Origin of the sequence: Larkinella punicea (genome assembly GCF_003334855.1) — a bacterium.
Lineage (GTDB): Bacteria > Bacteroidota > Bacteroidia > Cytophagales > Spirosomataceae > Larkinella > Larkinella punicea.
The window spans coordinates 192846-219145 of the sequence record NZ_QOWE01000007.1 but is presented as its reverse complement, the minus strand read 5'-3'; the positions used below and the strand labels follow the sequence as shown (position 1 = coordinate 219145).

Here is a 26300-nt window from a genome sequence, read left to right as displayed (position 1 = left end):
CGACATGTGATGAACGGTCAAGATCTATTTTTAACGGTGCCCGGAAAATGGTTATCTTTGCCACAACCCGGATAGAATACAAAGCGCATGCTGGATAAAGTCAAAGAAATTTATCAGGAGATTGAACTCGTTCAAATTCAATCCAAGGATCAGTTGGAACAATTTCGTCTTCGGTATATCGGGCGGAAAGGTGTCGTAACGGATCTGTTTGAGAAACTGAAGCAGGTGCCGCAGGAAGACCGGCGGGCCGTTGGTCAGGAATTAAATTCGCTGAAAGATTTTGCCCAGCAGCGGTTTAAAGAGTTCAGCACATCGCTGGAAAATAGCCAGACCGACGACGTAACCGGCCCCGCCGACCTGAGCCTTCCGGTGGTTCCGAATCAGTATGGTGCGCAGCACCCGCTCATGATTGTACGTCAGCAAATCATCCGCATTTTTGGCCGGATCGGTTTCAGCGTGGCAGATGGCCCCGAGATCGAAACCGACTGGTATAATTTCGGCGCGCTGAATTTTCCGGATAATCACCCGGCCCGCGACATGCAGGACACGTTTTTCGTGGAAAAAAAGAGCAGTGGCGCCCCCGCCGACTTGCTGTTGCGGACGCATACGTCGAACGTACAGATCCGGTTGATGGAACACCAGAAATACAATACGACTTTCCAGCCCATCCGCGCCATCATGCCGGGGCGCGTATATCGAAACGAGGCCATTTCGGCGCGGGCGCACTGCATGTTTCACCAGGTCGAAGGTTTATACGTCGATAAGAACGTCGGATTCAAGGATCTGAAAGATACGCTCTACCATTTTGTGAAGGAGATGTTTGCCAAAGACGTAAAGATTCGGTTCCGGCCTTCGTATTTTCCATTCACCGAACCCAGCGCAGAAATCGACATTTCGTGCCAGATCTGCCACGGAAAAGGCTGCAACATTTGCAAACACAGTGGCTGGGTCGAAATTGCCGGTTCGGGCATGGTCGATCCGAACGTACTTCTGAATTGTGGCATCGATCCGGAAGAATATACCGGGTATGCGTTCGGGATGGGCGTTGAGCGCATTACGCAACTTCGCTACGGGGTGAACGACCTGCGGCTGTATACCGAAAACGATGTCCGGTTTCTCCGGCAGTTTCAGGGGGCCTGAACGGGTGGGAGGATACTGTAAAAGAAAAGAGGGATAAAGGGTTTGACGGTTTCTGACTTCAAATTTCTTTTCTCCTATTTATTACCTCTTTTCTCTTACTTCGATCCTCTCACTTCTTTTTTTTGTCTAAAATGCGAACCGGATTTTCACTTCCCGCTTCTGACTCCTTTTTTTTGTCTAACTTTATCCTTCATATTGTATTCGTCAGCCTCGTGTATGCGGATGTGGTCTTTGTGTTGATGTGTTAGTTCCCATGCAATATCGTCTTTATGAATTTATTAGTCGAACTGAAAGAAAACCTGTCTGATTCGGTTGTTTCCCGGGCGGCCTATTACGTTGATGAAAATCCGGAAAAAACCCGGGTCGCCCTGGAAGGGCTGCTTCATACCGTAGTAGCGGGCCTGATGAAACGGACAACGACCGAAATCGGGGTTAATCAATTATATAATGCCATTCAAAAAGGAAAGTTCGACGCCAATCTCGTCGCTACCTTTCCCGAACTCCTCCGCGATCCCGAACAAATTAACCGGTTGGCCGACCAGGGCAGCAACAGCATCAGCCACCTGCTGCCCGCGATGAAAAGTGCCATTGGGTTGGCCATTTCCGGCTACGCCAACATCAAGAATTCGGCGGCTATCACCCTGCTGGGGCTGGTGACACCCCTGGTGTTGGGAACGCTGAATAAACTGGTGGTGGAAAAAAAGCTGGACGCGGATAGCCTGGCGGCCCTGCTCGCCGATCAGCGCGATCACCTGATTGAATTGACACCCGAACGGCTGCTCGACCGGATTGCCGAAGGATTGAATATCCAGCAACTGCTGGCAGTGGGTGTTACGCCCGCCAAACGAACCGGTCTGACCGAACGTTCTCCCGTTCAGGAGCGTCAGCGGTTTGTGCCCGAACCCGAGGAAGAAGGCAACGGCTCGCTCGTGAAATGGGGTGTTGGGGCGTTGGCACTGCTGGCGCTGGCCGGTGCCGCGTACTACATCTGGAACAACACGCAGTCGTATTCATCGGCCAACGAAGAAGAAGCAACCTCCACCGAATTCGTGGATTCGGCCGCCGTTGCACCGGTCGACTCCGCCAAAATCCGCCCGGCTCTGGCCGTCCGAACCGATTCGACAACCCTGCCCGGTTCCGGAACCGCCACCAGTCCCATTATGACCGCCATGGCGAATTACCTGACCAATCCGCAGGCACCGGCGGGGCGGAGTTTTAGAGTGCCGGCCCTGGATTTCGAACCGGGGACCGATCAGCTAAAACCGGCCGGAATCGCCACCGTCGGCGAATTGTCGACCTTGTTGAAAAACAATCCGGTTGTGCAAATCCGGCTGGTGGGCTATGCCAACGACGCCATTCCGCCGATGGGCAACAAAGCCCTGTCTGTTACGCGGGTGTTGAACATCAAGAACCAACTGATCAAATCGGGCATCAACTACATCCGAATCGATGCCATTGGCCTCGGAACCGGCGTCAAACCGGGTGATTCCACCGCCATCGGCAAACCGCGCCTGAAGCAGATTGATGTGAAGGTGGTTATTAAATAAGCGGAAAATTTTCCAACATCTCCCGTTTCTGATTGTTAGCAAACCAGAGGCTGGTTTCTGACTGAATAGCGTCAGCGATCGGCTGTGCTACGGTTTAACAGTCAGACTGTATGAAAAAAAAATCATTATTAGGGCGTCTGGGAACCGCCGTTCTGGTGGTTGGCAGCATTATCTACACGGCAACCGCCAACCGACCGGCAACATCGGCAACCAAAAGAAAAGACGACGAGGAACCCGGTGCGGTTTTGCCCGAATACCGGCAGGTTTTTGATGCCAACCCGATTATTCCCGATGGATGGACGTTCGGCGTCGTCTGGTCGGCCATCTACGCCGGAACAACCGCCTATGCTGTCCATCAGGCCTTGCCTTCCCAGCTACACAACCGCCGGTACCGGAATGCGGCTCCCTGGCTGGCCATCAGTTATGTTCTGAATGCGGTTTTCGGGCGATTATTTTCCGATCCGCGTATGGAAAGCATGATTGGCTCCGATCTGGTTACCAAAGCCAGTTTGCCGGTGGCCTTAGCCCTCCACCACCAACTCGAAATTGGCAAAACCCAAGTCAAAAGCCCGGAAAAGTACCTGCGAATTCCGTTTAGCCTGTATGCGGGCTGGCTCACCACGGCCTCGGTCGTTGGCACACCGAATCTGTTATTGAACCTAAAAGTCTGGAAACCAAACCCCCGTCGCGATACGCCCGTGTTTATCGGTGTGCTGGGAGCCACCACCGGTGTGGCGTATACTGTCGCCCGGAAGCTCAATGATCCCTGGTATCTGCTGCCCTTTGTGGCGGGATTAGCCGGTATTGCCACGAAACAGTACGGAAAAAATAACGCCATTGCGTTGTCAGCCGCAGCGTTTTCAATGGTTCTCACGGGTGTTCTGGTCAAGTGGTTGCCACGCGGAAAGTTCGAACCCCTGAAACGCAGGATGGAAGACATCGATGTCGTTCGGGAGTCGGAAGTATTGTGGTTAGACGATGAGGATCCAAACGAAGAAGCCGAATCGTATTCGTATACGTCAATTTAGTTTACGGTTTACAGTATTCGGTTTACGGTGGCTGACGCGTGCTTCATGCGTCAGCCACCGTAAACCGAATACTGTAAACTATTCTTTCGGCCACTTCTCCAGAGCCTGAACCTTTGAACCGGCGGTTTTGACGGCTTTTTCGGGGATGAGCAAAACCGTCAGGGCGGTTTTTGAACTGGCGGGAACCTGCACTTCGAAACCGACCCGAATGGTACCGGGGTTGGCTGCGTCGTAGTCGTGGGTTGGCTCAGTCGACCAGGTTTTCAACACCACTTTTGCCGGTTCGCGCACTTCCAGAATCAGTTTTTTTCCGTCTTTGGTCAGTTCGGCCTTGTTCTTTCCGAGCAGTTTAACGTCGGCCGGCGTCAGCATCGTCCAGCGAACGGTCGTTTCGGCAGCCGGGGTTTCGAGTTCATCCCGAACCACGACGTAGGCTTTGTTGACCAGCGCAACTCCGCGTGTGGCTTTGGACAAACCGCCTTTGTAGAGGTCTTTCAGATCCATTACCGCATTCATGAACAGGGGCGTTTTGGAGAGCGATGTGATGGGCGCTTTCTCAAAAACGCGTTGCATTTCGTTGTTGACCGTCAGCGTATTGTGCACGAAGTTATTATAGCGGAACACCTGCCAGCGTTGCGAGTCCTGGGCCCGGTTCCACAAATCCACGCCTTTCGACTCCAGCGATTCGTAATCCTGCATCCCGAAATCCATGGCCCAGCGCACCCCGTCTGCTTCCATGATGAACGAGCCGACATCCATGTGCGCGTGGCTGTTGGAAGGGCTGCCGCCTTTGACACCGACATAGATCGCTGCGGGGTCGCTCCACGACGTCCGCATCATGGCCACCGGATTTTTCCCGTTTCCGCTCCACATCAGTTCTTTGGGCTCGGCCATAGAAGAAATCTTGATACCGCCACTCCAGAGCATGGTGGCAGGCAGCAAACGATCCCTGACCAGCTTTTTCGGGTCGCCGTTCATCAGATTCGTTCGTTCAACCCACAGCAGCGAAGGGTCTTTCAGGCGGTTGGCAAACCAGAACATCGCCGGTTCCAGTCCCCCGCCCAGCCCTGAATCGGAATAATTATAAGCATTCCCGGACGGCCCCGTCATGTTTTGCAGATAAGCTGCCGTTTTTAGAAAACCGGGTTGAGCGACCAACCCGAAATCTTTGCCGAACGCTTTTTCCAATGCGCTGATCAGCATAACGTTAAAGCTCGTTCCGTAGCCCCAGTAGCTGTAGCCTTCGGGATAGGCCCCATCCGGAATGTAGTCGGCCATGGGCAACACCACCGCATCGACAGCCCGGTTGACGATGCTCTTGGCCAGTTCCGGCTGTTCTTCAAAAATAGCAAGCGCGCCATACACCATGCCGGCGTTGCAAACCTGGTTCCAGTTGTTGCTCGATTTGAGCCAGCTATTGTATTTGGGATTCAAGGACGGCTCAATGCCCTTTTTTAAGATCGCGTCTTTGATGCGGGCGCGGGATTGTTCGGACAGACCATAGTACAGCCAATCGTAGCCAATGGCCACCGCCATCGTCATTTCACCGACATCCAGAAAGTGCGACGGATTCCAGTCGCTGAAAGCCGAAATGGCGAGCAATTCTTTTTCGGCCCGTCGCAGGTAATTTTCCTGCTGGGTCATCCGCCAGGCGTAGGAAAGATAAAAAATCCGGCGCAATCCTTCCCGCGATTTACCGAGCAACCGACGGCCAATCTGAATCCGTTCGATGGGGGCTTCGTTTAGTAGCGCGTCACATTCGGCCAGGATGACGGTGTGCATTTTCTCCCAGGTTTTGTCGGACTCAATGGTGCGTTTGATCGGCTCTTCTTCGCCCTTCAGCAGCAGAATCCGCGGGTGATTGGGCAGGGAAGCCTGCGTCCCAATGTGGTCGGTTTGAGCCATTGCTGAGGTGGAGATCAGCAGCAAGACAGCAAGGAAAGCGGTTTTCATGGGCTGGATTCGAATTAGATTTCGTTTGCAATCCAATAAGCGTCAGGTAAGGGCGAGTTTACCCATCCGGATGCCATCCAATCAAAAATTACTTTTTCTAATATAATTTAGTAGCTTTCCAAAGTTTTAAACTTTGTGTAAAAAGTACATATTCACCGAATCTAACAACCCCGGCGATAACCGTCCGAAACCTTCAAGTAAATGGATCTTTTTAACATCAATCGACGTCGTTTTCTGCAGGGCGCCACGGCGTCGCTCGCTCTTTCTACGCTGGGTGCTTATGGGATGGATGTGCTCCATCAGGGAAAAACCTGGCGTGTTGCCCTGATCGGAACCGGCTGGTACGGTAAAAGTGATTTGTTCCGGTTGATTCAGGTCGCTCCCGTGGAAGTCATTGCGCTTTGCGATGTCGACAAAAACCAACTGGCAGCCGCGGGAAAACTGGTCAGCCAGCGGCAGAAATCCGGCAAAACGCCCAAATTATACGGTGATTACCGGAAATTACTGGCTGAAAACGAACTGGATATTGTTCTGGTCGGAACACCGGATCATTGGCACTCGCTACAAATGATCGATGCCGTGAAAGCCGGGGCGCACGTCTACGTGCAAAAACCGATCAGCGTGGATGTCATGGAAGGCGAGGCAATGGTGGCAGCCGCCCGGAAATACAAAAAAGTGGTACAGGTCGGAACGCAGCGCAAAAGCACTCCGCACCTGATCGAAGCCAAGAAGAACATTGTCGATGCCGGCCTGCTCGGTAAAATATCACACGTTGAAATGACCTGCCATCTGCATATGCGGGCCAACGGCAATCCACCGGTGACGGCGGTTCCTGATTTTCTGGATTACGAAATGTGGACGGGACCGGCTCCCCTGCGCCCCTACGACGGGTTGCCCCACATCCGGTGGTGGCGGACCTTCAAAGAATACGGCAACGGCATCATGGGCGATATGTGCATTCACATGTTCGATACCGTTCGCTGGATGTTGAAACTCGGCTGGCCGACCCGCATCAGTTCGCAAGGCGGAATTTATGTGCAGAAAGAAGGAAAATCCAATATCCCCGATACCCAATCGGCGGTTTTTGAATATCCGGAACTGAACTGCGTCTGGTCGCAACGGAGCTGGGGAACGGCCACCAACCCGGATTATCCGTGGTCATTTACGCTATACGGCGAAAAAGGAACCTTGTGGGCCAGCACCATGCAGTACGATTTTATCCCGCAGGAGAAAGGCGGACAAAAAATCCACAAGGACGTTATCTACGAAAAAGAGAAATATCCCGAAGATCTAACCGAAGAACGCATTGAGCTGAATGCTGCCCCGGCCACCCGTCTGCACATGATCGATTTTCTGGCCGCTATCGAAAAAAGCGGACGTCCGGTTGCCGACATCGAAGAAGGACACATTTCGACCGCGAGTTGTATTCTGGCCAACATTTCGATGCAAACCGGTCGCCCCATTGTCTACGATCCAGTGAAACGGGAGGTGGTCGGCGACCGCGAAGCGACGGGGCTGCTGACGCGTCCGTACCGGAAACCGTGGATTCACCCCGATCCTAAAAAAGTATAGATGGATCGACGAACATTCGTACGCATGGGAACGGCCTCGGTTTGCAGTCTGTCTGCATTGACTACGGCCACTTTTGCCCGTTCCTATGCTGCTGCGCCCGACACCAAACCGTCGTGGCTGCTTGAGGTCATTAAAGCCAATGACCAGCAAATCGGCCAGATTCGGGCCCATCGCGACAAGGAATCTGCTAATCCGGCTTTCGGGGGCATAAAAGATGGGGAGGACATTCCGAATCCGCAATCTACCGCCGATTTTGTTCGGCGCAATGCCTGCGCCATTTCCTGTCCGGAATCGACGTTTTACCGTTCGAAAGAACTCCTGGCCGAAACCGGTCAGGCGGTGCAGTATCTGCTGAAAATCCAGCATTCGGACGGAACCATCGACTTGCCCGCGACCAACTTTCATTCCACGCCCGATACCGGTTTTATTGTCAAACGACTTACCACGGCCTATACCTTGTTGAACCGGTCCGGAACGCCGGGGCTGGAGACGGTTTTGCCGTCGCTGAAAGCGTTCCTGCAAAAAGCGGGCGAAGCGTTGACGGTGGGCGGTATTCACACACCGAATCACCGCTGGGTGGTGTCGGCGGCTTTGACCAAACTGAACGCGCTCTGGCCCGATGCCCGCTACGTAAACCGCATCGAGCAATGGCTGGCCGAACACATCGACATGGATGAGGACGGACAGTTTAACGAGCGAAGCACGCTGATTTATTCGCCCCTGACCGACCGTTTGCTGATCACGATTGCTAAGGGAATGAACAAGCCGGAACTGCTCGACTATGTGCGGAGAAACCTGGCGATGACACTTTACTACATTCACCCGAACGGCGAAGTGGTTTCGGATGCGTCGGGTCGGCAGGACAAAGCACTCGTCGGCACGCTGGAAGGTTATTACTACCCGGCCCGGTTTATGGCGTTGCGGGACAAAAACGGTGAACTGGCGGCCTTATGCCGTCAAATCGAGAAAACCGTACTGCTCAAAGGGGTTTATTTTCTGGATTATTACCTGGAAGATCCAACGTTCTGGAGCGAATTGCCCGCCAGCAAACCGATGCCGACCAACTACGTAAAAGCCTTTCCTCATTCGGGTTTGGTTCGCATCCGGCGCGGGAATTGGGACAGCACGATTTTGAAAACCAGCCCGGTTTTTCTGACTTTTTCGAAAGGTGAAGCCGTGTTGCAGGGGCTTCGGGTGTCGGCTTCCTTTTTTGGAAAAGGGCAGTTTCAATCGGAGAAAATCGAGAAGCAGGGCGATAGCTGGGTGTTGAGCCAATCGCTGGAAGGCCCGTATTATCAACCGATTGCCAGGGAAAAAATTGATCCGGCTGGCGATTGGGTAAAAATGCCGCAGGCCAGCCGCCAGAAAACCGAAGTTCAGCACTATGAAGCGAAAGTAACCATTCGGGAAACCGGCAATGGGATGGAAGCGGATATTCAGATTATCGGAACCGAAAATGTCCCGGTTTCGGTCGAGTTGATCTTTCGGTCGGGTGGCACCTTGTCGGGTATTACCAAGCACCCAACCCGACCCAACGCGCATCTTCTGTCGGCCGACTCGGGTTCGTATACTGTTCAGAATGATACGATTACGTTTGGACCGGGCAAGGCGTTGCACAAGGGTGTGGTGCTGCGGGGCGCTCTGCCGCCGATGGATGCTCCCACGGTTTACCTGACTGGTTTCACGCCGTTTCAGCATACCATCAAATTTTCATAAGGGTTTCGCGGTTCCGGCTCTTCCGAAAGTTGTTCCACCCTGTCAATGTTCCTGTCATCCTTCCTTTGTTTGAATTGCTCAAGCAGGGGAAGGATTTTTTTACGGTTTGTACGGGATAAAGCGTCTTAATACCAGACGGATATTAATAGATAAATTGTATTTTATAAAAAAATATAAAATAAGTGTGTCTTAAATTTAATGCTGGAAAAAGTAGAAAAATAAGGGATGTAATGGTATGAAATATGCCAAATTCTGATCGATGCACTTGGTATATAGAAGGAGATAGGTTGCTAAAAAGTGCCCCTTTTTTTTGGTATGCCAAATAAGAAGGGAAGTGATAAAATAATAGATAATTTATTATATGGCAGGTAAAGTCATATGTTTCTGGAAATATGTCATGAGTTACAGAAAATGAAAGTAAAATTAGAACCGAATACTAAAATAATAACGGTTGGAATGTCCCCGGAATGAGACCTGGGAAACTGCTTTGGATAAGCTGGTAATGAGAGGTACAATATTCAGGTTGAATTTGAAATGCCTGCCAAGGCTATAGTCAATGTCCACTATAGAGCACCCATTGCTGCATTTGGGCATTTTTGACTGGTTTGAGGTCTTGTCTGATAATTTTCGGATTAAACTTGAATCAAGTGAAAATGCCCGTACATGAACAAAAAGCATGGATAAAACAGAAGAATAGAAGAATTTCATTGTAAAAAACCGTTAAAATTTATACTTATTCCGGCATGTTATTTGCTAATTGTGTTTAAGGTAATTATCAGACTCTGATACCTATCTTAAACTTCTTCTGGCCTCATGAAAAACTGTACTCTTCCCGTCAGTGTGAATGCACCGTGTACTAGTTGTAGATCGCTATTGATCCGGTTTTCGCACCAGTACCGAATTTAAGCTTCCAGACACATACGGATGACTTTCAGCATATTCCTTATTCTGAAAGTTATCTGTATGCTCCTTTTCCACTGATATACTGAGCTATTTTTCTGCCAGCAGGATCTGTAAGAATCCTGTGATGATAGCCTATTGCTTTTTTTAGACGATTTAAGTCCTTCTCCTTTGCTTGCTTAACTTTCTATTTTACCCTTAAACCGCTCGATCTATGGATGGAAAAAATCAGTCAAAAAAAGTATGATGATTTTTACAGTCAAATCTCAATTCTATGAATGCATTTCGACTTATTAGTGCACTCCTGTGTTTGATTTTATCAGACATAGCGATGGCTTCCTCTAAACCCGGAAAGCCATCAGCCGCCATGGGCTCTCCGGGGTTTTCCATTGCGCATTATAAAAAGGGCGGACCGCCCCCCGTTGCTGATCCAACTTTTGGCGTTGGGGGCTCAGGATTCACTATTCTGGGCAATACGCCGGTTTATATCGACGGACTGACGCTGCAACCCCAGTCGGATCTAACGCTGACCTCAACCACCATTGCGTTGAGTAACACCCCGGTTGCGGCCGCTGGAGGAAACAGCATCGGGCGGGTCTACAGCATAACGCCGGCGCTTTCCTTCAGTGGCACCATCGGCATCTACTACCAGCCGGGCGAATTGAACGGTAATTTGGCCGCTTCGCTGGTGCTGGCGTATGACGAGGGAGGGGGATTTGTGGCTTTTCCGACCAGCACAACGGCAACCAACTACGTGTCGAAGGTGGTGTCCAGTGCTACAACTTTTGCGAAGCTGACCGCACTGACGCCGACCGAACCCCCCAGTGTTACGCTCACCAACAATGGACCATTGAGCTGTTCGGCAACGGTTACCTTGACCGCCAGTACGACTTCGACGGTGGATAGCTACACGTTTACCGGTCCGGGTGGGCTGGTGGCGAGTGTGGGAAATTCGGCCACCGTCACCCAGGGAGGAACGTATACTGTTGTCGTTAGCAACGCCGGAGGCACTGGTTTTGCCACGACCGTTGTCGATCCGGGTGATGGAGCATCGACACCGGTGCTGACGACCAATGTAAACCCCGGGTTTCAGATTATCCAGAATACGCCCGGAGTCGTTCTGAGCATCAGTGGTTGTTCGGGCGGGACCCTGAACTGGAGCGGACCCAACTCGACCACCGGCACCTCAGCCAGTATCAACGTGCCGACAGACGCCGTTGCATCACTGGCGTATTCGGCGACCTGTACCATCGGGTCCTGTGTGAGTTCGCCCGGAACGGCCACGGTGGAGGTCATTGTGCCACTGGCCGGGGGTAGCCTGGACGGTTATATTTACGGAGCCGACTGCGCAACCTTCCGGGGCTGGGCCTGGGACCGAAACAAGCCCAATACCGCCATTTCAGTGGAAATTCTGGATGGTCCCAACGTGATCGCAACACTAGTGGCGGGTGATTTGCGGCAGGATCTGGTTACGGCCGGCAAGGGAAATGGCAGACACGCGTTTAGCTTTCCCATTCCGGATGAGTTGAAAGATGGTCTTTCTCACAGCCTTTCGGCGCGGGTTGCAGGCAGCAGTTTTATCCTGAAAAACTCTCCTAAAGCGCTTATTTGTACGGGAACCAACCCGCCCCCCAACAAGCCGCCGATGCCCCCCAGCCCAACGGTGCTTATCAGTGCCTTGACGGCTCAGGTGGGAGTTCCTTTTTCCGGAACGCTGGTGGCTTTCACCGACCCCGAAGGCGGCACGCTGACCTATGGGCTCAGTGCATTGCCCCCTGGACTGAATTTTGGTGTTGAAAACCGCATTATCAGTGGCACTCCGACCGAAGCCGGGGCCTTCGTGATGACCTATACCGCCACCGATCCGCTGGGAGCCAACAACAGCGTGAGCTTCCCGCTGACGGTGAATCCGACTTCGACGACCGGCGTAACGGGGGATTTTGAAGGATTCCTGGATAAAGTGGAATGTGCCAGCCTGCGGGGTTGGGTATGGGATCGGAAGAAACCGAATACGCCCTTGACCGTCGAATTTTATACGGAAACCAGTCCGGGAAATTTCACGGTCTGGGGAAGTACGGTTGCTAACATTTACCGGGTGGATCTGAAAAATGCCGGTAAAGGCAATGGCGTTCATGCCTACAATTTTGAGGTTCCGGATGCGCTGAAGACGGGCTACAACCTGATTAGCGCGCGGGTGCAGGGCAGTACCTACGTGCTGAAGAACTCCGGTCGATTGCTGCCGCTACCGTGTCCGGCACCGGGGCGATTGTCGGCCGAAACCGCTGGAAGTCTTCAGGTTGTGGTTTTGGGTAACCCGGTTTCGGATCGCTTGGAGGTCGAAGTGCGGGGCGCCGAAGGACAACGCGTAACGTTCGACTTGCTGGACACCCAGGGCCGGAAAGTCATGGAGCGGTTCGTGGAGCGGGCCGGGGCCGTCGAAAGGCAGGCCTTCAGTCTGTCGGACCAGGCTTCGGGGCTGTTGGTCCTGAGGGTTCGTACGGCTGGTCAGAGCCAGATCCTGAAAGTGATCAAGCCGTAACGACTGCCCATTGCCGTTTACCTTATCATTTCTTTTCCCAATCATTAAAAGATGAATTATGAAAAAGCACCTTACACTTGGTTTTATACTTGTATTGTTTCTGACTGCCGTGCGCAGTTTCGGACAGGTCGGTATCGGTGTTTCGACGCCGGATGCCAGCGCTCAACTGGAAGTTAAATCGACCGACAAAGGCGTGTTGCTTAGCCGCGTTGTTTCCACGAGCCTGGTAAGTTCGCCAGCCGAAGGGCTGATTGTTTACCAGACGGGAGGAACCGCCGGTTTGTACATCTACAAAAGCGGAAGCTGGACGCGGCTCGCTACGGAAACTGATGTGTCGTCGGTGACTGGAGCAACGGGCGCGCCGGGGCCGGGCGCCATTATTCCGTATGCTTCGGGACTTCCGATTGATATGACAACCATCGCCGGTGGTTTGGTTGGAACGTCCAGCCTGATTGGTTTTGGTAGTTCCGTTTCGGGTATATCCACTACAGGGGGAACCATTGATCTAACGGGTGCAGCGGGAACTCTTAACAATTTTGCCTTTTCAATTCCCCGTGATGGTACCATAACCTCCATTTCGGCTTATTTTAGCAATACCTTAGCTTTGGCTTTAGTTGGGAGTACGCTCACCATTACGGCTCAACTGTATTCGTCTACAACTCCTGACAATACATTCACCCCGATTCCGGGGGCGGTCGTAACCCTGGCTCCGGCACTGACAGGTATTGTTGCTTTAGGAACCACCAGCAACGGGATTACAACCGGTTTGAGCATCCCTGTAACGGCGAAGACCCGCTTATTGATGGTCTATTCCGCAACGGCCACTGGTATTACGCTGGTCAATATGGTTTCCGGTTACGCCAGTGGAGGAGTTACGATCAATTAAAAAAGTGGCTTAAAAACGCCCCGGCACACAGGACCTTATGCGCGGTGTGCCGGGGCGTTTTTATTGGGTTGGTCAGCGTAATTCCTCCAGAAAAAGATCTTTGAAATGCACCTCTGCTTTGCCACCGCCGTGGATTTGTAAACCGATCAGCCCTTCCTGCGGAATGGTTCGGTCCGGTTCCGTATAGTCTACCGTTTGTTTTCCGTTCAGGTACAGCCGGATCCGGCGGTTTTCGGCCCGGATTTCGTAGTCGTTCCAGTCATTGGGTTTCAGGATTTTCTTAACCAGCATCGAATCCGGCGCAATCAGCGTTTTGTTCCGGCGCGATTCGTCATACAAACTGGCCCAGTAGCCTTTTCCCAGATCGGCCTGATAGCCCGTCATTTCGTAGGCAGGATTGGTGAGTCGTTTGCTGCGAAACTGTACGCCGGTGTTGATGAAACCGTCCGTTCCGAGCAGTTTGAATTTTACCCGCAGAATAAAGTTGGCGTACGGGCGCGTGGTGCATAAAAAATCGTTGTGCGGCACGGTTTCGGTGAGCGAACCACCCACCAGGGCACCGTCCCGGATGCGCCAGGTTTTAAGCGTGTCGCCTTCCCAGCCCCGGAACGTCTTGCCATCGAAAAGCCGGACGGCCTTCTGGGGGGATCGCGCTATGAACCCAGCCACAAGGGCACAACCGATGAGTGTAAAGAAAAGAGAAACTTTCATGGAATCAACAGAGTAAAGGTTTAGAAACACAGATTCAGAAATGTACAGCGAATACCAGCAGGAAGAAATCCGTTTAAAACACCCGGCGTAGCAGGCCAAAGCCATCGGTTGAAGGTGTTTAGCCGTAAACGGATCGTTTTAATGCGGACATTGATTCAGCCCCATTTCTTCTTTGGAAGGCGTTGCGGAGGGAACACCCCCGGTGGGGACGTCCACTTTAGCGACCCAGGCAATGGCATTTAGCACCAGTTTACGAAAATTATCATCGGCCCAGACCCGGTGGTAATGCCCCCCGGTGATTCCGAAACCCCGGCCGCCGTTGGGGCGTTCGCGGCACCAGGCGGTGTGTTGGGGTTGGCCCGCTTCGGCCCGTACCGCCGGATTGTTCTCGTGCGGGCCGTCTTTCCGGTCCAGCGTCGAAGCGGGCGGCACCGTCGTGAGCAGGGGCGTTACACCGTCCAGATTCGGGCGAAACCGCATGTGATAATACCACTCATCGTTGATCGTAAACGGTTTTACGCCCGTCGTAATGGCGTGCTTGGGTAGGCTTTTATAGTCGGCGGTCCAAACCGGGTTCACCGACCAGAACGTTTCGAAATAGCCCCCGATCCAATCCAGAAAATAGGTGCCAGCGGGGCCTTTGGGCACTTCCACGGCGTAGTGAATGCAGGCCAGCCCAACGCCTTTTTTCATCAGGGTATTCACCGATTCCAGGTGTTGGTTGATCAGGTGCCCCTCTCCACCGTCGCCGTAAATGACAATCGCAGCCGCGTTGGTAAACGCCGACGAATCGGAGGGCCAGCCGTCTGAATAAACGACAGCGTCGACAGTGGGCATCGTTGCGTTCAGTCGTTGGGCCAGCAGCAGGCACCCGGCTTTGTGTTCGTGTTCGCCGGCTCCGTGGCTACAGGCACCCGCAATGAACACGATCCGTTTTTTGGCGGGGGCGGAAACGGTTGTCAGACTGTTGGAGGGACGAAGAGAAGCTGGTAAGAAAGGGTCATCCGAAAACAAAACCGACAACAGATTTCCCAGACTGGATGCACTAAAAAATAAAACGATTAAAAAAGCGCGCATAGCATTTTCCGGATGGGTTTATGGACAAAAGGAATATACGTCATTTCCCTACTGAAAACCCGGTTTGATTGGCACAGATTTGGAGGACCGGGCGGATTTCAGGCCTAATACCGCAAACAAACTTTCTTGAACATTGGTCTGGTATTTGCCTGATAAAAGGAACGCAGGTAATCGTTGCCCAAATACGGTTTATAGAACGTGTTCGTATTCCCATCTTTGTCGAATGAAGAAGTCGGTATTGGTAGTTGAAGACCAATCTTCTCAACGAAAACTCATGGTAGATGCCCTGCAACGGGCGGGATATGCTACTTTTCAGGCCGGCGACATTCAGCAGGCTACTCAAATTATGCACCAGCATAAACTGGATGTGGTGGTGGCCGACATGCATTTGCCGTCCGGCGATGGGAGTGATGTGATCCGGGAAGTCCGGAAACTCCCGGCTTCGACCACGGCGGTTGTGGCGGTTTCGATTGATCTGGCGATCCTAAACCAAAATATCACCTCCCTGTTTCCGGCCGATGCCTACCTGTCTAAACCGTTTCATCCCCGGGAACTTCTGAAGATCGTGGAGGAACTGGTGGGCGTTTCACTTTGATTCGCTGGAATCCGAGGTTGATCAATTGTTTCCCTACATCGTCCGAAACCACCCAGTACTGACGTTCGTCGTTGGTAATAACCCAGAGGTTATCTTTCTCAAGACCATTGAGTTGTATCCAGGTTTGGGCCTGTTCCGGATTGTCAAATATAACAAGAGGGGTATCGATGGCTGTGGGTAAGGCTTGCAATACGGTAAATAAGGTATCTTCATTCATAAGGGTGGGCACGGAAAAATCAGAATGGTGATGAAGGTGGGTACGCTATCGAAAAAATTCATAGGACATCCATCCCAGCAAAATCGCTCCAAATCCAAAAGCCAGCGCTGCCAGCAAACGCCTGCGAACTTTATCAGGGGATTTGGAGGAGTTGTGAATTGCCGAGTAGGCGTAATAGCCAGCGATCAAACTGTACAGGAACACTGAAACGCCAATCGGGTAGATGGATTTCATGGGAAAAGAAAACCGTTAAGTGAACGTTGAATAACCAATGGACTAAACTGACGGGTAGGTTATATCAAAAGACATGCCATTCCGGTTCGCATCCGCTTTCGTACCTTTACGGGATTAACCCCTGACCCCATGACTTTTTCCCGTATTTTCGTTCTGCTGCTGCTTGGCACCCGGACGGTTTTTGCCCAGTGGCAACCCGCGCCCTGGCCCGTGTTGAAACACTACGACCCACATCACCTCTACAACATTGCGCTGCCCCTGGGCGGCATCGGCACCGGAACCGTTTCGCTGGGTGGTCGGGGCGAGTTGCGTGATTGGGAAATTATGAACAAACCCGCCAAGGGCTTCAGTACGGTTACGGTGGGAAACAATGCGCCTTTTTTTGCCATCAACGTGTTGCCCGCGGGCGGAAAGCCGATGACCAAAGCCCTGATCGGCCCCCTCGACCCCGCCGAATACCTGCACTACGAAGGCCGACCGGTCAATCAGCACGGTTTTCCCCGGTTTTCAGAAGCGTCATTCGACGCGGCTTATCCCTTTGGACAGGTTCATTTGTCGGACGCAAAAATGCCGGTGAAGGTGACGGTCAAAGGGTTCAATCCGTTTGTTCCGGGCAACGCCGACGCGAGTGGCATTCCCATTGCCGTGCTGGCCTACGAAGTGACCAACACCAGCAAAGAACCGCTGACGGTGTCAGTTTGTGGTTCGATGCGCAATTTTGTCGGAAAAGACGGTAGTCAATCTCACAAAGACTGGAAAGGCGATGTGGTGCCAACTGGCGCAAAGAAGAATACCAATGTCTACAAAACCGGTGCGGGTTTTCAGGGAATATATTTGTTTTCAGACGGCGTCAGTCGGCAGGACCCGGCCTGGGGAACCATCGCGCTGACGACCAACAGCCCGGCGGGGGTGAGCTACCGCACCTCGTCGCGCTCGAACGACTGGGAAAATGCTATGCTTGATTTCTGGGATGATTTCAGCGCGGACGGGCAACTGACGGAAAAGGCAAAGCTGGTGGACGACGACCCGCTGGCGTCGCTGGCGGTGCAGAAAACCATCGCGCCGGGCCAAACGCAGACCTACACGTTTTTCATTACCTGGAACTTTCCGAACCGACAGGCCTGGTCGTCGTTTTCGTCAAAGGCGGGGCAGGATGCCATCGGCAATTATTATTCGACGCAATATGCCGACGCCTGGGATGTCATGACGAAGACGTTGCCGCGTCTGCCGGTTCTGGAACAGAAAACGCTTCAGTTTGTAAAGGCTTTTTTGTCCAGTTCATACCCCGATGTGATCAAGGAAGCGGCCCTTTTCAACCTGGCTACGTTGCGTTCCCAAACCGTGTTCCGGATTCCGAGCGGGCATATGATGGGTTGGGAGGGTGTTTTTGACGAATTTGGTTCCTGTTTTGGCTCGTGTACGCACGTCTGGAATTACGAGCAGGCGACGGCTTTTCTATTTGCCGATCTGTCGCAGTCGATGCGGGATATTGAATTTAACTACGCGACCAATCCGGAAGGCAAAATGAGTTTCCGGGTGATGTTACCGCTGTCGAAAGCCCAGGAGTGGAAAAATGTGGCCGCCGATGGCCAAATGGGCACCATTTTGAAGTTTTACCGCGACTGGCAACTGTCGGGAAACCCTGAATTTTTGCGGAAAAACTGGGAGCAGGTCAAAAAAGTGATGAGCTACGCCTGGATTCAGGGCGGTTGGGATGGCAACCAGGACGGCGTCATGGAAGGTCGGCAGCACAACACGATGGACGTGGATTATTTTGGCCCCAATCCGCAGATGGGTTTCTGGTATCTGGGGGCCTTGAAAGCCACCTCCGAAATGGCAACGGCCATGAAAGACCCGGTGCTGGCTCAAAAGTGTGCGGATTTATACCGGAAAGGCAGTGCCTGGATGGACCATAATCTGTTCAACGGCGAGTATTACGAACACAAAATCACCGACCCGAAAACGTTTGCCTTTCTGAATTGGGAGGGTAACCCGGACGTCCCGGTTCCGGATTACCAGTTGGGAAAAGGTTGTCTGGTCGATCAGTTGGTGGGGCAGATGATGGCGCATATGCTGGGGCTGGGCTACCTGGCCAAACCGGAACATATTCAGAAATCGCTGCAAAGCATCATGAAATACAATTACCTGGACAACTTTTCCGACCATTTCAACAACATGCGGTCGTATGTTCTGGGCGACGAATCGGGGCTGCTGATGGCCAGTTGGCCCAAAGGCCGACTGAAAGTGCCCTTTCCGTATTTTGCCGAATCCATGACCGGTTTTGAGTACACTGCCGCCGTAGGAATGCTGTACGAAGGCCAAACGGACAATGCATTGAAATGTCTCAAAAGCATCCGCGACCGGTTCGATGGCCGCAAACGCAACCCGTTCAACGAGCCGGAATGCGGTCATCACTACGCCCGTTCGATGACCAGTTGGAATGCGATTCTGGCCTGGAGCGGTTTTTTGTATTCCGGCGTGACCGAAACGATGACCTTCACCGCCAAACCCGGGACGTATTTCTGGTCGAATGGATCGGCCTGGGGAACCTGCACGATCCGTTCGGAAGGGGCAGAAAACCGGGTGAGCCTGGCGGTGTTGGACGGCAAAATCCGGCTTCGGCAGTTTGCCCTGCAAGGGGGCGGGAAACAGGTTTTCAAGCAGCGCCAGGAGGTGACGGAAGGGAAACCGCTGGCGTTTACGATCAAGTAATGCGGTGTAGCCCTGTCAGCGGTCGAAGACCCTGACAGCGGCTGCGTAGTTAGCGATCAAAGACCCTGACAGCGGCTGCGTAGTTAGCGATCAAAGACCCTGACAAGACCGCGTATTGGGGCCGCTGTCAGGGTCTTCGACCGCTGACAGGGCTGCGTATATGCAGAATCCCGAGTCCGATCTCTCAGTTTTCATTGTTCATTAGTCATTTATCCCCTAACTTGCCGCCAAACGGTACCAATTAAGAAAACACTTGATTATTGAAACTCGCGCCTACGCCCGCGCCGGGCTGTTAGGCAACCCATCCGACGGTTTTTTTGGCAAAACGATCTCGATTTCCGTACGAAACTTCGGCGCGTCAGTGTCGCTCTATGAGTCACCGGAACTGAACATCGAGCCCCAGGAACAGGACACCAACTCGTTTCGGAGTATTTACCACCTGCGTGACGCCGTTGCCTCGTTGGGCTACCACGGCGGGGTTCCGCTCATCAAAGCAGCCCTCAAGCGGTTTTGTGAATACTGCGATCAGCACGGTCTTCGGCTTCCCAACAAAAACTTCACCATTCGCTACAGCACGTCGATTCCGCGTCAGGTGGGGCTTTCGGGCTCCAGTGCCATCATTGTGGCGACGTTTCGGGCGCTGATGAAATTCTATCAGGTCGAAATTCCGCTGCCGCATTTGCCAACCCTGGTGTTGAAAACCGAATCGGAAGAACTGGGCATCACCGCCGGACTTCAGGACCGCGTTATTCAGTGTTACGAAGGTTGCGTTTACATGAATTTTGACCGGGAACTGCTGGAAAAAACCGGCCACGGTGATTATGAACCCATCGAACCCCGGTTGTTGCCCAAACTGTACATTGCCTACAAAACGTCGCTCGGTAAGCAGTCGGGCCGGATTCACAACGATGTTCGGTCGCGTTGGGACAAGGGAGAAGAGCTGGTGGTCAAGACGTTGCAGGACATCGCCGACGTCGCTCGTCAGGGTCGGGAGGCTATTCTGAACAACGAAATCAGTCAACTGCATGACCTGGTCAATCAAAATTTCGACCTGCGCCGACGCATCTATACCATCAGCGAAAGCAACCTGGAAATGATTTCGGCCGCCCGCCGGATCGGAGCCTCGGCCTCGTTTGCCGGTTCGGGGGGAGCCATTGTCGGTATTTACAAGGACGACGACATGCTGAACCGCCTGTTTGTCGAGATGAAACACCTGAACGCCCGCGTCATCAAACCTTATGTAGTTTAATTTCGAATGATAGAATGAGTGAATAGCTGCGGCCATTTTTTATTCACTCATTCACTCATTCACTCATTCAAAATTATGATCAAGAAAGCCGTAATTCCTGCTGCCGGATTGGGAACCCGATTTTTGCCGGCCACCAAAGCACAACCGAAAGAAATGCTGCCGATTATCGACACGCCCACGATTCAGTACGTCGTGCAGGAAGCCGTCGATTCGGGCATTGAAGATATTCTGATCATTACCGGAAAAGGCAAACGGTCCATCGAAGACCATTTCGACCGGAATTACGAGCTGGAAACCCGGCTGGAAGAGAAAGAAGACGAAGCGTTGTTGCTGGAAATGCGCCGGTTGTCGGACATGGCGGACATTCACTTTGTTCGGCAAAAAGAACTGAACGGGTTGGGCGACGCCATTTATTACGCCCGTCACCACGTTGGCAATGAGCCGTTTGCGGTGTTGCTGGGTGATACGATCATGGATTCGGTGATTCCGGTGACCCAGCAGTTGATCGATACGTATGACCAGTACCGCGGAACCGTCATCGCCGTGGAAGAAGTGCCGGCCGACAAGGTAAACCGTTACGGAATTGTGGGCGGAACCGCCCTGAGTGACAGCATTATGGAGTTGAATACGCTGATCGAAAAACCGTCCATCAAAGCCGCCCCGTCGAATCTGGCCATCGCGGGCCGGTACATCCTGACGCCCGACATTTTTGCCGCCATCGAGCAAACCGCCAAAGGAAAAAACAACGAAATCCAGTTGACGGATGCGATGCTGTTATTGCTCAAACGCGAAAACATCTACTCGCACCGCATCGAGGGCAAACGCCACGACATTGGCAACAAACTGGATTTTCTGAAAACCACCGTTGAATTTGCGCTGAAACGCAAGGAATTCTCCGCGCCGTTTCTGGCCTTTTTAAAGGAAATCGTAGCCGCCCATTCCTGAGTGCCCACAGGCGGTTTGCAGGTACATTACGGCATATTAAAGACCAGCGCGAGTTGCCGATCCAGTTCGGTGCCGTGTAGTCCTTTCCGAAGCACATATCCATTCTTATCGATCAGCAGATTGATGGGAATGGAATTTGTGCCATATTGAGGGCCAATGATGTTTCGGGAGCCTACCCGATCGGTGAGTTGCATCCAGGGCAATTCCGCTTTTTGAAGGGCTTTTCGCCAGGCTTTCGGATTTTTATCGATGGAAATACTGACGATCTGAAGTCCCCGGTCTTTGTATTGATCATAAAGTGCTTTCAGTCGAACGTGTTCCTGACGGCAATGATCGCACCAGCTTGCCCAGAAATCAACCAAAACCACATTGCCTTTGTAAGAAAGAAGCCGAACCGGTTTGTTCTGTTTATCGGACAAAACCAGATCAGGGGCTTGTTGTCCGGATTCAAGTTTGCCTTCAAATTCACGGGCAGGTTGTGCCTGACCGAATGCGGTGTTGGCAGACAAAAGCGAGAAAATAAGGAAGAGCCGGTTCATAAGGGTCTCAGTTAGAATCCGGTAGTAAGTTCAAAAAAATCCTTCAGTAATGCAACTATTTTTGTAGGAGAAATGGCAGTCTGGTTTTTAACGCAAAAAACGACAAAATTACCGGTTCATGGGGTATTCGTTGATCCAGTGAAACCCCCGGTTTACCAACAGAAACTGCCCGATGTCCTGTTTTTTCAGCCGCACATAAATAGAATCGATTTGGTTGAACCCTGCCATCATGAGTGAGTTCGTATCCGGTTGCTGGTAGGTCAGCCGGTATTTGTGAGCGGTGTCGGAACGGGCATACAGTACGGCTTGCCGTTTGGCGGTATCCAGCTCGAAGGCATAGTTTCGCAACGAATCATTCATATACCGAATCGTCAGATTCGGATAGCTTTTATACCCTCCAACCATTACCTGCCGCCAGCGCGCCGTGTCTGTCAGCATCGGTGCCAGGGTGTCGCCATTCAGCGCGAAGGTTTCGACCTGATACAGACCGTAAAGTGGAGGCTTGGGAGCCTGGTCGCCGTATTGCTTCGCAGTAATAAAACCGCTGTAAATCTGCCCATACAGCACAAAGCTGATTGCCAGCGTCTTGAAAACGATTCGGCCGATCCGCCACCGGCGGGAGGTTCGGAAAGGCGTCAGGTCGAGAGCGGGTGCCGGGCGGTTTACCAAAAGGACATTGATCAGTCGAAGGCCGTCGGTGGTCAGGATAAACAGCGCCATTAAAAGTAGATTCGAAGAATACAGCTTCACCGGTATATCAAAGCAGAAGTTGATAGCGACGATGTTGCCGATGACCGCCACCAGAATGATGGCTCCCAAAGCGGTTGTTTTTCGGAAAAAAAGCAGGGCACCCCCGATGATCTCGCCCAGACCGGTAAACCAGTTGTAGGCCGTCGAATACCCCATGAACGTCCAGGCCAGTCCCATCGGCGACGATTGGCCGTACGGTTCCATCAGCCGCGTGATACTGGGAAACGGAAATTGGGTCTTGAAAACTTTGGCAAAACCGTACGTAAACATCGTAATAGCCAGATAATACCGCAGCAACACCAGTAGCCCGTACAACAACGTGTTGTAGTTGGCCCGCTTTCGGTCGAGCACCGACCACACCAGGGCAGCCGCAAACGCCAGTACGACAAAACAAAAAAGCTGAACGTAGTTGAACGTCGTATCACCACTTCCGTTCGGGAAAACCGTGATTTCGTAGGGGAGATGTAGAAGTGTCCGGCCAACCCACGGCACCAGCGCATGCCAGACCTCGTTGTAGGAACTGGTCAGAAAGTAGGAGCCGGGTACATTGGAGAGCGGAAACGGAAAAACATAAAGCAGAAAATAGGCAAAGAAAAACCGGAAGGTCAGCTTTTGCGCCGGGTGCCACTGCAAAGGATACGAAATGAACTGGGGCATGACAGGTTGTGACGGGGAGGAATCGGTCACAAAATACAAAAACCTCAGCAGGACGCAAACGCCTGACCAACCCGCCAGACCTCTTCAAAGGTGTTGTACAAGGGTGTTGGTGCCAGTCGAATGCAGTCCGGCTCGCGCCAGTCGCCAATGACGCCCTGTTCGGTGAGTCGGTTGAAGACGGTTTTTCCGTCGTGATCAATCAATAACGACAATTGGCAACCGCGTTCGGCCGCGTTGATTGGGGTAATGATCTGTAAACCCGCCGTTTCACGGAGAACGAATTCCAGAAAACCGGTCAGCAGTTCGCTTTTTCGGCGCAACGCGTCCAGACCCGCTTCGGCGGTGAGCTGCAAAGCCGCGTGGTGAACCGCCATCGCCAGAACCGTCGGGGTGCTGAGCTGCCAGCCGTCGGCCCCCGGCATCGGCACAAATCCTTTGGTCATTTCAAACCGCCGGGCTTCGTCGTATCCCCACCAGCCGGCCAGCCGGGGCAAGGCAGCCGCGTGGTGGTTTTCGTGAACAAAAATCCCGGAAACCCCGCCCGGCCCGGAATTAAGGTATTTATAGGAACACCAGAATGCAAAATCAACGCCCCAGTCGTGAAGCTTGAGGGGAATGTTCCCAACGGCATGGGCCAGATCGAATCCGATGGGTACGCCGATTTGACGGGCTTTTTGCGCAATAGCCGCCATGTCGAACACCTGCCCGGTATAGTAGTGCAACCCGCTCATCAGCACGAGTGCCAGCGAATCCCGGTACTGTTCGACGGCATCCAGAATGTCCGCCGTTTGCCAGGTATGTTCGTGGGTGCGGGGAAAAACTTCAACCAAAGTGTCTGCCGGATTCAGACCCCGCGTTTGGATGTGCGTTTCGAGTGCGTATTGATCCGACGGGAAATCACCGCCGATGGTCAGAATTTTCGTACGATTTCCGGTGGGTTGGTAAAAAGACGTCAGCAGCAGGTGCAGGTTGACCGTCAGGTTATTCATTGGACACACTTCCGACGGATTGGCTCCAACGATTTGCGCCAGCGGTTCCTTGCAGCGTTGATGGATCGTCAGCCAGGGATTTTCGCCTTCAAACCAGCCTTCCACGCCATGCTGTTGCCAGATCGCTAGTTCGCAATCCAGTGCCTGCCGGGCGGTTTTGGGTTGCAAACCCAGCGAATTACCGCAGAAATAGATCAGCGGTTTTCCGTTGCGTTCGGGAATATAAAACCGGTCGCGGTAGGAGCGGAGCGGGTCGGCCTGATCGAGTTGCCGGGCAAAGGCCAGAGAATTTTCAAAAAGCATTTTCATAGATGAGTTAAAAGTAGGACTTTCGCTTTTGCCCCTAAATCCCCTAAAGGGGACTTTTAGCATCTGAGTTAAGCTGGGTCCAAGTCCCCTTTAGGGGATTTAGGGGCAAAAGCGAAAGTATAAAGAATTATCAGACGTAAGTCCTAAAAAGTTAAGAGTTAAAAATTAAAAGTATTGATATGTCCACGGTTAACGCGTCAGCCTACTTTTAATTTTTAACTTTTAACTCTTAACTCTTAACTCACTGGTGCTTCATGCCGCCTTTTTTGCAGCAGGAAGGTAATTTAGCGTAGCCTTTTTCATCTGCCGTCACCTCATCGGCGTCGTAGCCGGATTTCGAGATGTTGGCTTTGATCTTGTTGACGTCAGTTTTCTTCGGATTGTATTTCACCGTGACGACTTTATCTTTCAGATCCAGGTTGGATTCCTTGATGCCTTTTTCGAAAGCCAGGTTGCGTTCAATGCGTTCCTTACACATTTCGCAAATGGCCGAGGTCTTGATTTTAACTTCTTTTTCTTTATCGTCAGCGGCCTTTGCAGTGATGCCGAAGGCCAGAAACAGAATGGTCAGGAGTCCAATTAAGTGCTTTTTCATGGTGAAGAGAGTTTACAGTTTGAAGCTACGTCAGGTTAATTAATGGTGGTTCATGGATTTTCCCGGCATGGATTTGCCCGGCATCATCATGGGCATCAGCGATGGGGTAATTCGTAAATAAAGCTGCCCTGATAACGGATTTTTGCCATAAATCGGTTCCAAATCCCGATCCGGGAACGAACCCGTCAGTTGGGCACCAACGACCAGATCGGTTTGGGCCAATTGCAACAGACGGTAATTCAGGCCGAGTGTTAAACTGTTGATGTTCACCAGCTTCGTTGCATCGCTCGGGGCAGTGAAAAAATAATCTCTCAGCCCCAGTTCGTCAACGGACTTTGTGATGTTCTCGTATCGTCCGAACAAGGCGGTTTTGCCCAGTTGCAGACTGCTTTCGGCCAGATACGCGTTTTCGTTGACGCCATCGTGGGAGTTCAGCCCCCAAACCAGCGCCGAGGAAACGTAGCGACCGGGTTGCCCCAACGGTTTGCTGTGCAAAAGCGATGCCGTTGTTCGGGTAACGTTATGATCGGCCTCCAGGGCTTCCGGACTCTTGATAAACCCCTGCGAAAACTGCAACGCCAGCGTCGGAGACGGGTTTACCGAAAGCCGGTACGAGTAACTGTCGAAACGCGGGCGATCGAAGCCATAGCGGTTTTCGTTTGGTTCGCGACCCGTAAAATTCGACACTTCCAATTTAGCAATTTTATACCGAAAACCGGCGGTTGCCACCCCAAAGGTAATGTGAGTGGCGTCGGTCCAGTGGTGGCCCAAAGGCGAATCCGGGTTGTTGAACGACGACAGCCGGTGCATAAACGCCGGTGGCCCCAGCGCCGGTTCGCCCGGATACCCGACGTAGCCGAACACATCCGCATTCGGCGACAGCGCGTAGGAATACCCGACCGAAAGTTCCGAAAACAGATCGTGCTGGTGCTGGCGGTCGATCAGCCGCTGGCCTTGGTAGGTCTCACCCGACTGAAACAGAAGTGGATAGCCATTCTTTCCCACCGTCAGCGGATCGAGCGAAATCATGGCCTTGAACGCCAGCAAGCCCCGTTGTCCGATCTGCCGTTGTGCCATGCCCATGATGTAGTTGGGGGCATCGAACTGCGTTGCGCGGCCCCGTTTGCCCGGATTGTTGAAATTCTGGTTGGTATGCCGCAGGAAAACGCTGTAGTGCAACATCGTCATCCACTGGTTTCCTGTCGACTGCGACGGATGAAACATATACATGTACATGGGCGTCTGGTCGGGGTGCCAGGCCGTTCCGGAGGCATTCCGGTTCATGGGCAGGTTCCGCGAATACAGGTGCGACATCATGGCCATGCCCTGCTGCATCTGCATCATGTCGTGCATTGCATGACCCATCGCAGCGTGGTCCATGCTGTCCTGTTTCATCATTTTTTTGGCTGGTGGCATTCTGGTTTTCCGGCTGGTGTCAAC

General features: G+C 52.4%; 20 protein-coding genes. 11 read left to right on the top strand and 9 right to left on the bottom strand.

Translation table 11 applies throughout. The features are described 5' to 3' along the window. Window positions 1–87: 87 nt before the first annotated feature. The 3 genes from pheS to DUE52_RS10435 all read left to right on the top strand — a co-directional run bounded on the left by pheS (window position 88) and on the right by DUE52_RS10435 (window position 3715). Window positions 88–1140 carry a phenylalanine--tRNA ligase subunit alpha gene (pheS, locus tag DUE52_RS10445; RefSeq protein ID WP_114405947.1) on the top strand — a complete coding sequence of 351 codons (1053 nt, stop codon included), beginning with the start codon at window positions 88–90 and terminating at the stop codon, window positions 1138–1140. Between the two features lie 269 nt (window positions 1141–1409). Next, a complete protein-coding gene (locus DUE52_RS10440) occupies window positions 1410–2687 on the top strand; it encodes a DUF937 domain-containing protein (protein WP_114405946.1) in 1278 nt (425 codons plus the stop codon). A 110-nt stretch (window positions 2688–2797) separates the two neighbouring features. Continuing rightward, window positions 2798–3715: a TspO-related membrane protein gene (locus DUE52_RS10435; RefSeq protein WP_114405945.1), complete on the top strand. Its 918-nt coding sequence runs from the start codon at window positions 2798–2800 to the stop codon at window positions 3713–3715. A 78-nt stretch (window positions 3716–3793) separates the two neighbouring features. Here DUE52_RS10435 and DUE52_RS10430 read toward each other — a convergent pair whose 3' ends face one another. Then, window positions 3794–5668 (bottom strand): heparinase II/III domain-containing protein, encoded by a 1875-nt coding sequence (locus tag DUE52_RS10430; protein ID WP_114405944.1) that lies wholly within the window; start codon window positions 5666–5668, stop codon window positions 3794–3796. 201 nt (window positions 5669–5869) lie between these two features. On the opposite strand from DUE52_RS10430, the gene DUE52_RS10425 reads away from it, so the two are divergent. From DUE52_RS10425 to DUE52_RS10410, 4 genes are all read left to right on the top strand, one after another. Beyond that, on the top strand, window positions 5870–7240 hold the full coding sequence (locus DUE52_RS10425) for a Gfo/Idh/MocA family protein (RefSeq protein ID WP_114405943.1): 1371 nt from the start codon (window positions 5870–5872) through the stop codon (window positions 7238–7240). Then, window positions 7241–8956: a hypothetical protein gene (locus DUE52_RS10420; RefSeq protein ID WP_114405942.1), complete on the top strand. Its 1716-nt coding sequence runs from the start codon at window positions 7241–7243 to the stop codon at window positions 8954–8956. Between the two features lie 1231 nt (window positions 8957–10187). Next, window positions 10188–12395: a putative Ig domain-containing protein gene (locus DUE52_RS10415; protein ID WP_133299807.1), complete on the top strand. Its 2208-nt coding sequence runs from the start codon at window positions 10188–10190 to the stop codon at window positions 12393–12395. A gap of 58 nt (window positions 12396–12453) precedes the next feature. Continuing rightward, window positions 12454–13281: an exosporium glycoprotein BclB-related protein gene (locus tag DUE52_RS10410; RefSeq protein ID WP_114405940.1), complete on the top strand. Its 828-nt coding sequence runs from the start codon at window positions 12454–12456 to the stop codon at window positions 13279–13281. A 72-nt stretch (window positions 13282–13353) separates the two neighbouring features. On the opposite strand, the gene DUE52_RS10405 is transcribed toward DUE52_RS10410, so the two are convergent. Then, complete coding sequence (locus DUE52_RS10405) at window positions 13354–13992, bottom strand: 3-keto-disaccharide hydrolase (protein ID WP_114406032.1); 639 nt, start codon at window positions 13990–13992, stop codon at window positions 13354–13356. A gap of 138 nt (window positions 13993–14130) precedes the next feature. Then, entirely contained in the window at window positions 14131–15069 is a 939-nt protein-coding gene (locus DUE52_RS10400; protein WP_114405939.1) for a ThuA domain-containing protein, read from the bottom strand. 223 nt (window positions 15070–15292) lie between these two features. On the opposite strand from DUE52_RS10400, the gene DUE52_RS10395 reads away from it, so the two are divergent. Next, entirely contained in the window at window positions 15293–15664 is a 372-nt protein-coding gene (locus tag DUE52_RS10395) for a response regulator transcription factor (RefSeq protein WP_114405938.1), read from the top strand. Between the two features lie 262 nt (window positions 15665–15926). Here DUE52_RS10395 and DUE52_RS32080 read toward each other — a convergent pair whose 3' ends face one another. Beyond that, window positions 15927–16115 (bottom strand): hypothetical protein, encoded by a 189-nt coding sequence (locus tag DUE52_RS32080; protein ID WP_133299806.1) that lies wholly within the window; start codon window positions 16113–16115, stop codon window positions 15927–15929. A 129-nt stretch (window positions 16116–16244) separates the two neighbouring features. On the opposite strand from DUE52_RS32080, the gene DUE52_RS10390 reads away from it, so the two are divergent. The 3 genes from DUE52_RS10390 to galU all read left to right on the top strand — a co-directional run bounded on the left by DUE52_RS10390 (window position 16245) and on the right by galU (window position 21021). Continuing rightward, window positions 16245–18827 (top strand): GH116 family glycosyl-hydrolase, encoded by a 2583-nt coding sequence (locus tag DUE52_RS10390; protein ID WP_114405937.1) that lies wholly within the window; start codon window positions 16245–16247, stop codon window positions 18825–18827. 253 nt (window positions 18828–19080) lie between these two features. Further along, window positions 19081–20076: a mevalonate kinase family protein gene (locus DUE52_RS10385; protein WP_114405936.1), complete on the top strand. Its 996-nt coding sequence runs from the start codon at window positions 19081–19083 to the stop codon at window positions 20074–20076. Between the two features lie 75 nt (window positions 20077–20151). Then, the gene (galU, locus tag DUE52_RS10380; protein WP_114405935.1) at window positions 20152–21021 is read left to right on the top strand and encodes a UTP--glucose-1-phosphate uridylyltransferase GalU; all 870 of its coding nucleotides are present in this window, start codon (window positions 20152–20154) and stop codon (window positions 21019–21021) included. 26 nt (window positions 21022–21047) lie between these two features. Here the strand turns inward: galU and DUE52_RS10375 are convergent, their stop codons facing one another. From DUE52_RS10375 to DUE52_RS10355, 5 genes are all read right to left on the bottom strand, one after another. Next, window positions 21048–21560 carry a TlpA family protein disulfide reductase gene (locus DUE52_RS10375; protein ID WP_114405934.1) on the bottom strand — a complete coding sequence of 171 codons (513 nt, stop codon included), beginning with the start codon at window positions 21558–21560 and terminating at the stop codon, window positions 21048–21050. A 108-nt stretch (window positions 21561–21668) separates the two neighbouring features. Further along, window positions 21669–22967, bottom strand: coding sequence for a DoxX family protein (locus DUE52_RS10370; RefSeq protein WP_114405933.1), 1299 nt, complete (start codon window positions 22965–22967; stop codon window positions 21669–21671). Window positions 22968–23011: 44 nt separating this feature from the next. After that, window positions 23012–24259, bottom strand: a complete 1248-nt coding sequence (kynU, locus tag DUE52_RS10365) for a kynureninase (RefSeq protein ID WP_114406031.1) — start codon at window positions 24257–24259, stop codon at window positions 23012–23014. A 247-nt stretch (window positions 24260–24506) separates the two neighbouring features. Next, entirely contained in the window at window positions 24507–24860 is a 354-nt protein-coding gene (locus tag DUE52_RS10360) for a heavy-metal-associated domain-containing protein (protein ID WP_114405932.1), read from the bottom strand. A 39-nt stretch (window positions 24861–24899) separates the two neighbouring features. Then, window positions 24900–26276, bottom strand: a complete 1377-nt coding sequence (locus tag DUE52_RS10355) for a hypothetical protein (RefSeq protein ID WP_374755894.1) — start codon at window positions 26274–26276, stop codon at window positions 24900–24902. Window positions 26277–26300 lie beyond the last annotated feature (24 nt).